14 protein-coding genes are annotated in these 13,632 nt (G+C 41.4%); 13 read left to right on the forward strand and 1 reads right to left on the reverse strand.

Translation table 11 applies throughout. From position 1 onward, the window contains the following. Positions 1-578: 578 nt before the first annotated feature. From GC093_RS04945 to GC093_RS04980, 8 genes are all read left to right on the forward strand, one after another. Positions 579-914 (forward strand): hypothetical protein, encoded by a 336-nt coding sequence (locus GC093_RS04945; RefSeq protein ID WP_171650755.1) that lies wholly within the window; start codon positions 579-581, stop codon positions 912-914. 197 nt (positions 915-1,111) lie between these two features. Then, positions 1,112-1,519 carry a hypothetical protein gene (locus GC093_RS04950; RefSeq protein ID WP_171650756.1) on the forward strand — a complete coding sequence of 136 codons (408 nt, stop codon included), beginning with the start codon at positions 1,112-1,114 and terminating at the stop codon, positions 1,517-1,519. Positions 1,520-1,621: 102 nt separating this feature from the next. After that, positions 1,622-2,182 carry a GNAT family N-acetyltransferase gene (locus GC093_RS04955; protein ID WP_171650757.1) on the forward strand — a complete coding sequence of 187 codons (561 nt, stop codon included), beginning with the start codon at positions 1,622-1,624 and terminating at the stop codon, positions 2,180-2,182. 94 nt (positions 2,183-2,276) lie between these two features. Continuing rightward, positions 2,277-2,528, forward strand: a complete 252-nt coding sequence (locus tag GC093_RS04960; RefSeq protein ID WP_171650758.1) for a hypothetical protein — start codon at positions 2,277-2,279, stop codon at positions 2,526-2,528. A gap of 506 nt (positions 2,529-3,034) precedes the next feature. After that, the gene (locus tag GC093_RS04965) at positions 3,035-3,895 is read left to right on the forward strand and encodes a copper amine oxidase N-terminal domain-containing protein (protein ID WP_246313502.1); all 861 of its coding nucleotides are present in this window, start codon (positions 3,035-3,037) and stop codon (positions 3,893-3,895) included. A gap of 1,046 nt (positions 3,896-4,941) precedes the next feature. Next, entirely contained in the window at positions 4,942-5,436 is a 495-nt protein-coding gene (locus tag GC093_RS04970) for a DUF2716 domain-containing protein (RefSeq protein WP_171650760.1), read from the forward strand. Positions 5,437-5,501: 65 nt separating this feature from the next. Further along, entirely contained in the window at positions 5,502-5,828 is a 327-nt protein-coding gene (locus GC093_RS04975; protein WP_171650761.1) for a hypothetical protein, read from the forward strand. A 308-nt stretch (positions 5,829-6,136) separates the two neighbouring features. Next, positions 6,137-6,397, forward strand: a complete 261-nt coding sequence (locus GC093_RS04980; RefSeq protein WP_171650762.1) for a hypothetical protein — start codon at positions 6,137-6,139, stop codon at positions 6,395-6,397. Between the two features lie 172 nt (positions 6,398-6,569). Here the strand turns inward: GC093_RS04980 and GC093_RS04985 are convergent, their stop codons facing one another. Beyond that, complete coding sequence (locus GC093_RS04985; RefSeq protein ID WP_171650763.1) at positions 6,570-7,127, reverse strand: hypothetical protein; 558 nt, start codon at positions 7,125-7,127, stop codon at positions 6,570-6,572. A gap of 219 nt (positions 7,128-7,346) precedes the next feature. Between GC093_RS04985 and GC093_RS04990 the strand changes: the two genes are divergently transcribed. The 5 genes from GC093_RS04990 to GC093_RS05010 all read left to right on the forward strand — a co-directional run bounded on the left by GC093_RS04990 (position 7,347) and on the right by GC093_RS05010 (position 13,568). Beyond that, on the forward strand, positions 7,347-9,518 hold the full coding sequence (locus tag GC093_RS04990) for a GAF domain-containing sensor histidine kinase (protein WP_171650764.1): 2,172 nt from the start codon (positions 7,347-7,349) through the stop codon (positions 9,516-9,518). A 19-nt stretch (positions 9,519-9,537) separates the two neighbouring features. Beyond that, positions 9,538-10,176, forward strand: a complete 639-nt coding sequence (locus tag GC093_RS04995) for a response regulator transcription factor (protein ID WP_216624505.1) — start codon at positions 9,538-9,540, stop codon at positions 10,174-10,176. A gap of 254 nt (positions 10,177-10,430) precedes the next feature. Next, complete coding sequence (locus GC093_RS05000; RefSeq protein ID WP_171650765.1) at positions 10,431-10,595, forward strand: hypothetical protein; 165 nt, start codon at positions 10,431-10,433, stop codon at positions 10,593-10,595. A gap of 37 nt (positions 10,596-10,632) precedes the next feature. Then, positions 10,633-12,429, forward strand: coding sequence for a stalk domain-containing protein (locus tag GC093_RS05005; protein ID WP_246313489.1), 1,797 nt, complete (start codon positions 10,633-10,635; stop codon positions 12,427-12,429). Positions 12,430-13,361: 932 nt separating this feature from the next. After that, positions 13,362-13,568: a hypothetical protein gene (locus tag GC093_RS05010; protein ID WP_171650766.1), complete on the forward strand. Its 207-nt coding sequence runs from the start codon at positions 13,362-13,364 to the stop codon at positions 13,566-13,568. The last annotated feature ends 64 nt before the right edge of the window (positions 13,569-13,632 follow it).

Raw genomic sequence — 13,632 nt, forward strand, 5'->3', positions numbered from 1 at the left:
CGGTGATGGAGCGTCATTAGAATTTCAATTTATTCAGAACAGTCATACTTATTAAAACTTATGGATGAAATAAAAATGATAATCAATGAATATCCAATTAAGGGCAATTAACTAATACTGCTCGGTCGACCATTCATTACGCTAACTTAGAACGTTACTTCAACCTGGTTTAGAAAGAAGTGTGTGTAAATGAATCCCAATTACCTAATTGGTTTAATAGTTGGATTGCTACTTTTAGTTGGTGGACTATTTTATGTTCTGTTTCCAAAACTGGGATGGAAATTTGATTGGGGATCAAATAGAAACAAAAGTAGGAAATATAATAAGACTGAGAAGCAATTCAATTGCTAGTGGTATTGTATTGATGTTACTAGGTGTGTTATTTGCAATTGGAGGATTTACAATGAAATAATTTTCGACCATAATTTTCCGCTAACGGGAAACTATAGCGCAGGAGCTGCATTGAAGCAGCTCTTTTTTTGATTTCATTGAAGTAACGGGCAGAAGAGTTGAATTATATAACTTCACGATATAACATCATAATTAACAACACTCTTATTAAAAGTGGGGGAATGTATATGGAGAATTATAGATTGTTTTCAAATTGGTTAAATCAGATTTTAGAGCAAGACATTCCTGTAGGAATAAAAGCATTCAATTATAACTTATACGAAGGTTCAGATGATACATACTACATACAATTAATTGGTTCAGATGAATTCGATGAGAATGACTCAGATTGGGCTTGTACCGACTATTTTAATTCGGGAGAAGATATTTGCTACATAAAAAGAACAGAAGATATTCAACATTGGGAACAAGGTTTAAATCACATTACGAAGTTAGTAGAACGTTATCTTAAAGAAGGAGAGTATGCAAACATCCTCAAAAGTGCATTGGAATTGGATTTGTAGATGGGGATATTGATATTCTATTTCGTGCTTAATTAACAGGTGTCGTCGCTAAACTAACGAGGAACTATAGTTTGTTAAATAAACATCATTGAATAAGCTACCGGTACGGATTGGCAGCTTCATTACGTTAACGGGCAGCGTAGTTCAAAACTCTTTATGATAAAATAGGAAATAAATCGGCAAATTGAGGTTGAGAGATGATTAATTCTGCTGAAGAATTTGTTAGATTAAGAATTAGTGAAAAAATGGATGAGTATCTGAAAGCGGCATGGGATGATGCACCTTTTGAGGTTTGGTTAGAAGTAATTAATAAATACCCTGATATGAGTGAATGGGTAGCACATAATAAATCAATTCCTGTTGAGATATTGGAAATTCTCGCTGACGATGCAGATGAAAGGGTTAGATTTAACGTTGCATCAAAAAATCGACTACCTGAACAATTGCAATTAAAACTGGCAAAAGACTCAGATAGATCAGTCAGACAACGTATTGTCTATAATAAAAAAGCGACATTTCAAGTTCTAAGAATCTTACTAAACGATGAGGACGAAGAAATACGAACATTAGCAAAGAACAGAATTGATGAGAGACGATATAAGTAAGCTTTAAGCTAACTGGCAGGATAATTGAACAAGGAAACACAATATGTGCTGACAATACAATTTCCAGAATCAGCTAAAACCACGAGATGAGGTACTAGGATTATGGCACTAAATTATTGGAACGGTCCCTCCCTTAGTTTAAGAGCGATACAAACTACCGATATTTCTTTATTTCGATCATTTGACGATGAAGTTTCTAGGAATGTTGATGCAATATATTGGCCGCAGTCCGATGAAAGAGGACTTGAATGGTTGAACAACGAACAAAAACCAAGAAGTGATGACTCCTTCCGCTTTATTGCAGAGAATCTACAAGGCGAATTGATTGGTACCATTGATACTTTTGAATGTAACAGAAGAAATGGGACATTCAAATATGGACTAGCGGTCGCTCCCATACATCGCTCTAACGGATATGCAAAAGAAATGATCACCCTAGTTCTAAGATTTTATTTTTATGAATTGAATTATCAAAAAGTAACGCCTCATGTTTACTCTTTCAACAAAGCGTCACTTACATTGCATGAGAAGCTAGGTTTTGCTAAAGAAGGGCAACTAAGAAATATGGTTTACACTAATGGATCGTATTACGATGAGGTGCACTTTGGTATGACTAAGTCTGAGTTCGAAAAAATACATGGAAGTCAGTTTGAGGGCCTTTGAGTCATTACGACGGGGAACGATAGCACAATAAACTAGGAAGGCTACCGACAGAAATGAATCTGTGGGATAACTAAAAACAAAAGGTGATAAATAGGTGAACATAGATATAAAGCTTCTAACGCAAGTAATTAATAAATGGGACCCTATTGGTCTTTTAGCAGGAGGTGCTCCAGAAGACGAATATAGCATTGAAATAAGGGAAATTGCACAGAAATCCTCGTTGTGTAATTCTGAAACAGACTTAGCGATACTTATTTTCAAAGTGTTCAACGATAAGATGGGGGTAAAATTAAATCAACTTGCTTGCTTAAATCAGGCATTTAAATTAAATGAATACAGAAAATAACTGCAACAAGTTATTAAGCTAACTGAGAACGATAGCTTAATAAAGGGCGTTTGAAAAAAACACCTACTTTTGTGTGCATGTCCACAAATAAAACCTCTACAGAAGCATAAGAAAGGCTCTACAAGCCATTTTCTTTTTCTTGGTCGAAGTTATTCACGAGAAAGGGGAAAGTGGTAAAATAGGGCCTTTCTGTTTGTTTGATGCGTTATCGCGTTTTTTGTAGACGCCACGGGGTAACATCCTCACAAAATAATGGTTTTTATACATATGTCTTGAATTGAAGGCAAAAATAAAAAGCCTCAAGGAGATAAAGGCTTTTCGAAATTTTACTTTGGTACTCTTTCACTCCCCTTTGGGGGGCGTTGTTGTTCCTTCTATTTCCCTCTATTGACAATTTTCGACTTCCTGTGTGATACTCGACTCTCAAGGGTGCTATTTGTTGGGCTTTATTCTTTCTGTATTCAGCATCTCTTATTAAATTTACGTTTCGGGGGGAAACAGGTTTGATGGTTACACGTTCTTATTTAAGTTTATTCTTTGCACTTATTCTATTGTTGTCTACTACAGTTACAGTGAGTGCCTCTTCGTCTGGTACTTTGTACGGCGGTTTCTCTGCATACTCGTTTAGCGATCTCACCTCACAGTCTACTATGTCGAATACAATTACGTTATATACGGTTCCTAAAGGTTCGGATTTTTATTTATACGGTGCGGATCATGGATCTGCTGTTCTTCAGTTCTATAAAGTTATTTCGTCAAATTTCAATCCCAATGCTGTGAAAAATGGTGTGCCAGTGGATGGGAAAGGTTATAACTTTACAGGGGTAGGTGATTCCGATCATATTTGGAACGGGGAAGGGGATGATCCAAGCGAAAAACTTAATTATCGCTTCTCCACTACTGGATATTATTATTTAGTTACATCTAAAAATACGAGCCGCTCTGTCACAATGATAGTGCATGTTGTTGATAGTAAGTCTGTGGAATCATCTATTCGTGTAACTATTGATGGAAAACCCGTTAGTTTTTCTCAGCCTCCAATTATGGAACAGGGTAACGTGTTAGTTCCTCTCCGTCCAATATTTGATGTTGTAACTACAGCTCTTGAGGGGAACATGAATTCAGAGCTTAAATTTGACGAATTAACAAGAAAAGTAAGATTAGAGTATGGCGATCTATATTTTATATTGAAACCAGGCGATGAAAAGATTGAAACTAATACAACTACTGCTGGGCAAATTACCTTAGAGGTAGCACCAAAAATCATTGATGGTACTACTTATGTTCCTATTAGGGCATTATCAAATTTTTATAATTTTGATGTCTCTTGGGATAATGAAACAAGAACTGTTGATCTAAAAAAATAAACCAGACTTATATAATGTTTTCAAATTATTGATTTATAAAATAATTTGAACGAACAGAGCGTAATCATATTGGATTACGCTCTGTTTACGTCTTTAGCAAATATTTTAGTTGGTTGGTTCTGCTCCTTTTAGAACAATATTCTCATACATGTGTACAAAACACCCACTTTTTGTGTACATGTCTGCCAACAAAGTCCTTTCAGACGCATAGAAAAGGCCCTACTAAAATTCATTTCTTTTTCTTAATCGAAGTTCAGTTCGAAAGAAAAGCGAAAACGGAAAATTAGGGCTTTTCTGTTTGTCAGACGAACATCATCACAGAATAAAGCAATTTGATACATATGTCCGTGCAAGGCGGAGGCTAAGCTAAGAGAAAAACATTTTAATGAGTACCACAATGAAGTTGAGAACTGGCGGGCCGTATCGTAATACCCGGCGGATCCAACGGCGGTTCTTGTTACTGTTATTATTCATGGTGAGTTCCCCTTATAAGGTAGTACCGGAATTTTGATAACGCGCTCCGGTCAGTGATATCGTAGAAATAAAGGTTTTAAAAGCAAGAATGGTAAGTGAGCGAGAGACACAAAGTCAAAAAAAAGATCCTTAGCCTAACAATCGCTATATCTAGCCTAAACATTGCGATTACTTAAATAATCCTGAATTCCCCAATATACTTCCTCAAACCAGCTACATCTTAGGGAATCTCTTTCTTTTTCAAGGCTATTTGTAAAAGGAAATTAAAGTTTTAGACCTAAAAATAAAGTATTAGACTAAGAAAATATAATTGTAGACTGTGAAAATAAAGTATTTTCTTAGTGCTTAGATTAAGATAAGTCCCCTGTTTAAGCACTACATGCTACCCGCGTACGTTCTTTAATAGGTGATTGGAAATGGAATATAATGAGGAGGACGTAGCCAAAGCGAAGGCGCGGGAGCGTTCTTTTTATTGAACTAACGGGCAGTTTAACGCAATAAGCGATTCTTTTGATATACTTTGTTAAAGGGCGTTTTATGTGTTGGACACATATCAAAATAGGGGTGTAAGAATGAGCGGCTGGACTTTATTAGAAGAAGACGAGTTGGAAATGGTGTGGTCAAGATTGTATAGGGATTTTCATTTTAAACCCAGCACCATAATATATCCTTCGTACAGACTCCCTAGCCCGTCCATCAAATACGATATATCTAACCATTACACAGAAGAACTCATTAGAGACTTCGAGGACAAATCCGTTATAGCGTTTCAACAATGCACCCAGCCTGGGGAGCTTATTTACGCTTTAGATTGGCAACATGATTGTTATTTAGTGGAAGCACGATTGGAGTTCCCAAGACATGTGCCTTTGAGAGTAGAAAATAGAGATTGGATAATTTCCATTCATCCAGATGGAGATTATCATTTCTTTCTTGCTAGGGATTTTTCATGGGGTATTTTAGGTCACCCATGGGAAGAAACAATAACTATCTATGGAGAGAAGCTTATTAGTTGCTTGTTAAAAGATGAACCACATATGCTTCACAAAGTCCTGCAACGAGGCTGAGATTGACCAAGCTTATTGAGCTAACTGGGAGATATAGGTAAATTCAGAATAAGGAGATTAACAAGGTGGAGGACAAGCTTAATTCTAAACAAAAGAAACAGCAAGAACGTGAACTTCTTGATGAGTATCACAAATTAGTAACTGAACAAGCCCTGGATCCGTTGTATCAAGCGTTTTTGGATTGGAAACAAGCGACATTGCCATATTACGATCTAACCGAGCGTATCCACCTATTCCATAAAAAGAACCAGGACATCTACAAGGACTTTGAGTACACAGGTCGTAAAGAACTCGTTCTCCTTGCTAAACTGAAATTGGGCCGATTAACTGAGGAGGATATTTTAGAAAATAAATGGCTTCTGGAGCAATGGGGATATGGGGACAATAACTGATTCTAAACATATAGCAACATCATGATGAGGCTACCAGCACGGCAGCCTCGTTAAGTTAACGGGCAGAATAGTGTAACTAACGGTTAGTGAGAAGCGTCTAGACTATTGTGTGTATTTTGTAGAAAGGAGATGGAAGTTAAATGATGTGCTCCACACATCAGAATATTGAGTCAATTCGTAAATGTTCTAAGTGTCACCAATATTTATGCCGTAATTGCATAGAGGTAGGTCATTGTAAAAAATGCAATTGGAATTTATCGGTTAATACGAAAGAAACTATTTTGAAAAATTCATTCTTATGGGTTACTTTGCTGACCATATGGATGGCGTTAATATGGTTTGGTTATAGCTATTTAACACCATTATGGTCAAATGGACCTATATATTTTTTCGCTCTAACTGCAACAATCCTGCCGTTGTATACAGTTCTCTACCGTTCGTTCAAACATTATATGGATGCAGGATGGTTATTAAAAAAACATGTACTGCTGGTCTTTCTAATGATTGTCGTTACAATTGCTTTGTTTAAAGTGGTTGTAATGCCTTTAAGTGAAATAGACATTGATTGATGGTAAAAATCAACTTTCTCCGCTAACGGGAAACGATAGTTCAATCATTCAGAAAGCAGGTTGCCGTCGGCAGCTGCTCCCTTTTTCATTAAAGTAACTGCAGGATAATGCAAAACTAAAAAGAGGCTGTCCCAAAAGTTATGAAAATTTCTTTTGGGACAGCCTTGATGTCTTATTTGTAAGTTTCCTCCGATGAATTTAATTTATCTGTCCATATGGCGTAGCCCATACCCACGTAAGCTAATCCCCAGAAGAATGCAAAATATTTGTTGTCTTCGATCGGCAGTACCATGGATAATAACATCATAACCAGCAACGTGATGATCCAGCGTGGAAATACATGTGCTCGGTAGGTTAGAAACGTAAATAATAATGTCCCCCCCGTGAATCCAATCACAACAAGCATGTGCAAGGTTTGGAAAGCGATACCGTCAGGCTTCAATGACGTATGGACAGATGGAAAGGAAGACCACAGCATGCAGGTTGTCGCGATATTGCCGATAATGACTGCAAGAACTGTAATAAATCCGATCATTCCGGTTTCCCTTGATTGGACTATAAATGTAGCTATGGTACCGACAGACATGAGAATGCTTGCAACGAACCCGAAGATCAGCTCCGGAGAACTGTCTGTTCCCCAAATGATCGAAGTTGGCGTCATCCCCATTCGGGAGATGCCTGCCAATAGACAAATCATACCTAACCATTGAACAACTCGTTTTTCATTCATTTGATTATAACCTCCTGTAAGTACGTTAATGAGCTTGATTATAGAGGTTTGAACATCACGGAAAACAGGGTAGTGTTCACACAATGTTTAAGGAAACAAGACTGGGACATTTTTGGGAAAACCGGGAGCCAGCCGGGAAATTACGTTTTTTCCATATTCAAGCTGCATGTGGCTCGATATAATAAAAATAGATTTGAGTATAAAAGCTAAGGGGGACTTATGCCGCAACCGCAAGCCCGGATCGATGAGCGAACAGCAGAAACCGCACCACGGCTGCACAAGAGGGGACAACTGCTCTACCTCCAGCTTCTACCGGTCCTATTTTCCCTAATTACTGTAGTGTTATATTCGGCTGGCATACCCAAATACTACCAACAGCTCGTTTCAACGTGTATTGTTAACGGCTGCGGCAACTGGGTGCCGGCAATGCCTCTTGAACATGCCGGAGCAATTCATCCGACTCTGGAGACGTATGCATTAATTTTCGTATGCATTGATGTTATTTTTACGTTTGTTTATTATGCAGCGGCACTGCTTATCTTTTGGAAAGGATTTCGCGAACCGATGGCTATATTGGCCGCCTTGGCAATGGTTGCGTTCGGCACTTCCTTCCCTTCGTTGACCTGGGTCTCTTCACAAGGGATTGCTTGGCAGGAATGGTGGTTCTCATTTGTCGCGTCTCTCGGCTGGATCGGATTATCACTGTTATTTTTGCTTTTTCCCAATGGTTCGTTTGTACCAAGATGGACCATCGTGGTCTTCCTATTCATATCGGTCGTGGATATCAGCAGTTTTTTTAATCAAGGAAGTATATGGAATAAATTTGAAATTTCTGCTTACCTTAAGTTGTTGTGGTATACGTCCTCGACACTGATTCTTATTTATTCGCAAATATACCGGTTTCTGAAAGTATCCTCGCCGGCGCAGCGCCAACAAACCAAATGGGTGGTATATGGGTTAGCGATAGGCATGATCGGTTTTGTCGGGATGAGTATTTTGTTCGACCCGCGCATGAATGACGGAAGTGCGATGACCTATGTGTATCTCAATGCGTTTCTTAATTTGAGCTTACTCGCTATTCCGTTCACGCTTACAATGGCAGTTCTGAGGCATCGCTTGTGGGACATTGATCCACTGGTCAATCGAACGTTGGTCTATGGTGCTTTATCCCTTTGTGTGGCGGCGATCTATATTTTTTCGGTCTATTACTTAAGCCACTTATTCGAGACAAAGGATAATCTGTTCATCTCCTTGGCGTCGACGGCAGTGGTGGCGGTTGCGTTCGCTCCGCTTAAGGAGAAGCTTCAGCGGCTCGTGAATCGCACGATGAAAGGACGCCACGACGATCCTTATGCGGTTTTGCTGGAGCTCGGTAGCCAGCTCGTTCAACCTTTGGCGCCGGAGGCTATGCTGGAAGTTCTCGCTTCTACAGTAAAGGAATCACTGCGCTTGCCTTATGCAGGCATTGCACTAGGAATGGGAGGGCAGGACGCTCTTGTCGCATCGGCTGGAGTGCTGATCCATGAGGTGCGGCCCTTTCCGATCATTCACCGTGGAGAGCAATTGGGGATGCTTTACTTGTCCAGCCGCTCGCCTGGAGAAGCCTTTTCATCTGAAGACAATAAATTTCTGGATGTGCTGCTGCACCAAGCAGGTCCGATCGTTGAGAATGTGAACATGACACTTGGCATGAAGCTCCTTGCGAAGGATTTGCAGGAATCCCGGGAAAAGCTGGTGCTCGCCAGGGAGGAGGAACGCAGGCAAATTCGAAAAAATCTGCATGATGATCTGGCTCCCCGGCTGGCGGCGTTAGCGCTAAATGTGGCTACGGCCGAGAAATATGTCGTCAAAAAGCCCGATATTGCCATAGAGATGCTGGGAGACCTTAGGCGAGTTATTCGTGCGACGGTGGATGAGATTCGTACACTCGTTCATGATTTGCGGCCGCCCTCTCTGGATGAACTTGGTTTGATCAGTGCGATCCAAGAGAGAGTCAGCGAGCTGAATAAGCCGGCCAGACTGCTCGCGGATGAACTCGGGACGATTCCCACTCACATCCGCCTGCTCGAGCCTCCACAACTTCCGGATTTACCGGCTGCGGTGGAGGTGGCTGCTTACCGTATCGTTACAGAATCGTTAGTCAATGTAATTAAGCACAGTCAAGCAACCGATTGTACAATTAAGCTTCATATATCAGCGACTAAGCAATTGGTGATTGAAGTGACGGATAACGGCACAGGCCTACCGCCGTCTTATGCGCAGCAGCTTCCGGGTAAGGGGGGGATTGGCCTTCAATCCTTACGGGAACGAGCGGCGGAATTAGGCGGACAATGTTCGATAGAACGGCTGCAGCAGGGCGGCACACGCGTGCTTGCCATTTTGCCGATTTAATAGAAGGAGGAGAACGGTGTTGAGGATTGTTATTGCAGAGGATCATCCGTTATTTCGCAGCGGTGTACGAAATTTACTGCGGACGACAGACGATCTTGAAATCGTTGGGGAGGCAGCATCCGGGGAAGACGCGCTAGAGCTTGTAGATCGTCTGCAGCCCGATCTTGTGCTAATGGATATCCGGATGCCCGGTATTAACGGTATCGAAGCAACGCGACAGATTAAAGAGAAGCATCCGGCGATCGAGGTTCTGATCCTGACAATGTTCAGGGATGACCAGTCGGTTTTTACCGCGATGCGTGTCGGTGCCAAAGGATATGTCCTAAAGGATTCGGATGAGGAGGAACTGCTGCAATCCATTCGAATGATAGGCAGCGGTGGTGCTGTGTTCAGTTCGGATATTGCCGGACGGATGATGCATTATTTCTCCCAACCCCATACCGTTCCGGCGGATAATCCCGCCTTTTCGGAGCTCACCAAGCGCGAGATGGAAATATTGGAGCGAATCACGGAGGGAGACAGCAACGCTGAGATCGCTGCCAGGCTGCATATCAGCAATAAGACGGTGGCCAATTATGTCTCTAATATATTGAACAAGCTTCAGGTTACAGACCGTAATGCCGCCAAACGATTAGTTCAAAAATCACGTGAGGATTAGGCTGGGTAAGCACAGCACGTATTGTCGATTCACCTTCTTTAATGAGATAGACTTCATCCGTAGAAAAAACTCCCGTACCGCTTTAAGGTGGACGGGTTTTTTAATGTAAAAGTTATGGCATACATTCCCAAACCCATTCCCAGGATGATCCTATTTTATTCCCATTTTATTTCCCGGCCATAACTCATGAAACCCAGTCGTACCCAATGTAAGATGAATGTAGTAAGAGAAACCAAAGGATGGAGGTTGTTGCGATGAGCAAAGGATTCAAGTTAGTGTTAGGGGCTGTTTTACTTGCAGCCATCGCTTTTCCTGCAGCGGTGAGTGCAAAACCCGAAGCAAAGCCGGAACTGTCTTCGACAATGAAAACGAAGGAAATGTTTGCTGCTAAACCTGAGGCAAAACCTGAGGTAGCTTAACCGAGCGACAAATTAGGGAAAAGGAGAATGAATGATATTGAAATTTAACAAACAGATGCAAATTTCGGTGCTATCCCTTCTGCTGGCAGGTTGTCTTGCGTTTAATGGATATGCGGGCGCCTTTGGGGAAACGCCTCCCGTAGGCGTACAGATTAAGGAGTTCAATCTGCTTGATACGGCATCTGACGTTGTAGGCTCAGCAGATTTTACGCCTGAGGGTAACAAGGACGGTCACTTCATGCTGCAGCTGAGCCTTGCCCAGAAGACGACAATCAACGCTGTTGTACTGCGTTCGACCGATGATTATGGCAAAGATAATTATCAAGGTGTGTGGAGAACGAACCGCGTGACCACCGGCTGGCTGCTCGGCATGGTACAGGACAAAACGTTTACAACAGCCAACGGCACTACTCATGAATATATTATTGTCAACCCGGGCTTTCGTAAGGATGTGAAAGAACCCGTCGGTTATTTTGAAGGTGAGCTTACCTTCGACCTGTATGCAAGTGACAACGGCACGATTAAAGAGACACAGTATTATGTTTTGGAAATCGAAACTCCACAAGGCACGGTTAGTTCCAAACCGATTAAATATAAAAAACCGATGACATCGGGTGGGACCCCGACATCACCGGAATCGACACAAGTCCCATCGCAGAGCCCGAGTACATCGCCAGCACCCGTGCCTGCACCTTCAACACCACAAGCACCAACGCCTGCCCCGGCTCCATCACCTACTCCGGCAGATGGCCCAGCAATTCAAGTGTTCTTCAAGAGACAGGAGCTTCAGTTCGACAGTGCTAGGCCAATCCTGAAGGATGGTTCGACGCTGGTCCCATTCCGCAAGCTATTCGAAACGCTAGGTTTTACAGTGAAGTGGGAGGACACAGGAACGGTGAAACAGGCGATCGGAACGAAGGATGGCCTTACCATCGAGCTAACGATAAACAGCACTACCGCCAAGGTCAATGGAAATCCTGTAAGCATGGATATTCCCGCGCAGATTATTAACGGTAGTACCTTAGTTCCATTGCGATTTGTGGCAGAGAACAGCGGTTACCAAGTCTCCTTCTCCAGTAGTGGCACTGCTGCGACGATTCAGATCGAAGAGGGGGGTGTGGCTTCCACTCCCGACCCGGCACCTGCTCCGGAACCCGCTCCAGCACCTGCCACTGAGGAGGTTGAACCTTTTATTGTAAAAGGATATGTTCGCGACGCCAAAGGTCATCCGCAGCAGGGTGTTACGGTCTTTGCGGATAACACCCTGCTGTATGACAGCAACATCCTTGCAGTTACCGATGATTCTGGGCATTATGTGATTGAACTGCCCCAAATGGCTACATCTTGGCGGATGGGAGCTGACTTTACGAAATCGTTCAATGGAAAAGAGTTCACCTTTCATCTCAACGCTGACGTGGATCAGCCTCTCACGGGGAGTAAAGGAGCCGTTCGGAACTTTACCTGGAATACATTTAACGGGCAAATCTATATTTATCCTAACTTTTCCACTTTTGACAAGTCTCTTCCTGAGTTCAATATGAGCGATTTGGAAATGACACTAACGCCTGTTGGCCCGCTTATTGACGGCAATCCCGGCCAAACGATAGTTAAACGCGGAGGTCCCGTGCAAGGTGGTGGCGGAGTCGATGGTATACCGATTGGCCGGTACAAAGCATCTGCAAGATGGGTACCGGAAGGTCATGCGCCTATACCTTTGCAAGTTCGGGTCAGTTATACAGGCAAATATGCCGATTCGGTAGAATTCGAATTTGCCCCTCCAAAAGGAGTATCCACGAGCAATTATCTTAGTGAGCTTGAAGTGCAAATTCCTTAAGTAATATACAAACGGCTCTGTTCGCGTCATTGCGAAAAGAGTCGTTTGTATATTCCATAAATGACCACTTTGTTGCTTATCTAAGAACTATCAGGAAATTTATTTTCATCGGATTAATGTGAATGTGACGGTGAGTCTCTAACTATTGAAATTTCCTAAAAGCAACGTAGCGGTGCGACACAACCATATGTGCATAATCGTTTTGCGACACAAACATGGGAATGGGGGGATGTGGGAGGACAAGAACATATATGTTTAAGAAGCCGCATAACTGCGGCTTTTTCCGTTTTAACGATATAAGTTCTTGTCAAAAGTCAGTGACAAGAACTTATATCGTTTGCCGATTTGGGACAAGAACATATATTGTTTCCCGCAATTGAGGAATCTTCTCAAAAAGATCAGTTATTCATTGAGCTAACAGGCAGGATAGTGGAGTTTTATGATATTCTAAATTTAAGTGACGATTGCATATAATCGTTAATCATTGTGTCAAAAAGTCTAAGCATATTAATTCATTTATTAATGCTAATACTAAACAGATGGAAATTAAGTGAAACGATAACTTCTGATAAGGTTCATGCTTAAGAGTATGGCCTTTTTTTATTGCAGTGAAGCGGGATTATAAGTGATAAAAGCCTAGGTTTTAAAAAACTCATAAATTAAGGTTATTCAACTGTAAATGGAGTGGGGGCGTTTTACATCATTCGCTTTAGTTGGATAAAGTGTAGTGGCTAGATCTGATACTAACGTTCATCGTGGTTATATAATTTGCGATTGTAAATAGATTACTATGCGGTCAATTCAATATGTTTATTATACGATTCTATAGACCATTCTTTTGTCGGGTGATATGATTATTCGTGATTTGGGAAACTGTGGGTAATTTACAAAACAATAGTTTTTTTATTGGAAGAAATAGGGGAGGGTGTAAAGTGGTCGAAAGAATAATTACAATTCATAGTGATCCTGAGACTATTAAAAGCAAAATTAATGCTGATCTAAATGAAGAATACGATGTTGAGGTCGTTGGGATATCTGGTAATATGACTTTAAAAGTAACCTCATTAAGTGGAGCACCTTTAAATACCTCGGAGATAGAGGAGATTAATAGTTTAATTGACGATCATTACAATATGTAAATTGCAATTAAAATGACTGTTGGACCTCTGTCAAGTAGACATCTACTAAGAGAATACTTCAAAT

Origin of the sequence: Paenibacillus foliorum (assembly GCF_013141765.1) — a bacterium.
Lineage (GTDB): Bacteria > Bacillota > Bacilli > Paenibacillales > NBRC-103111 > Paenibacillus_S > Paenibacillus_S foliorum.

Excerpts from the sequence above, each read along its gene's own strand:
- GC093_RS04945 (WP_171650755.1), top strand. The coding sequence starts at position 579 with ATGGAGAATTATAGATTGTTTTCAAATTGGTTAAATCAGATTTTAGAG.
- GC093_RS04950 (WP_171650756.1), top strand. The coding sequence starts at position 1,112 with ATGATTAATTCTGCTGAAGAATTTGTTAGATTAAGAATTAGTGAAAAA.
- GC093_RS04955 (WP_171650757.1), top strand. The coding sequence starts at position 1,622 with ATGGCACTAAATTATTGGAACGGTCCCTCCCTTAGTTTAAGAGCGATA.
- GC093_RS04965 (WP_246313502.1), top strand. The coding sequence starts at position 3,035 with ATGGTTACACGTTCTTATTTAAGTTTATTCTTTGCACTTATTCTATTG.
- GC093_RS04970 (WP_171650760.1), top strand. The coding sequence starts at position 4,942 with ATGAGCGGCTGGACTTTATTAGAAGAAGACGAGTTGGAAATGGTGTGG.
- GC093_RS04985 (WP_171650763.1), bottom strand. The coding sequence starts at position 7,127 with ATGAATGAAAAACGAGTTGTTCAATGGTTAGGTATGATTTGTCTATTG.
- GC093_RS04990 (WP_171650764.1), top strand. The coding sequence starts at position 7,347 with ATGCCGCAACCGCAAGCCCGGATCGATGAGCGAACAGCAGAAACCGCA.
- GC093_RS05000 (WP_171650765.1), top strand. The coding sequence starts at position 10,431 with ATGAGCAAAGGATTCAAGTTAGTGTTAGGGGCTGTTTTACTTGCAGCC.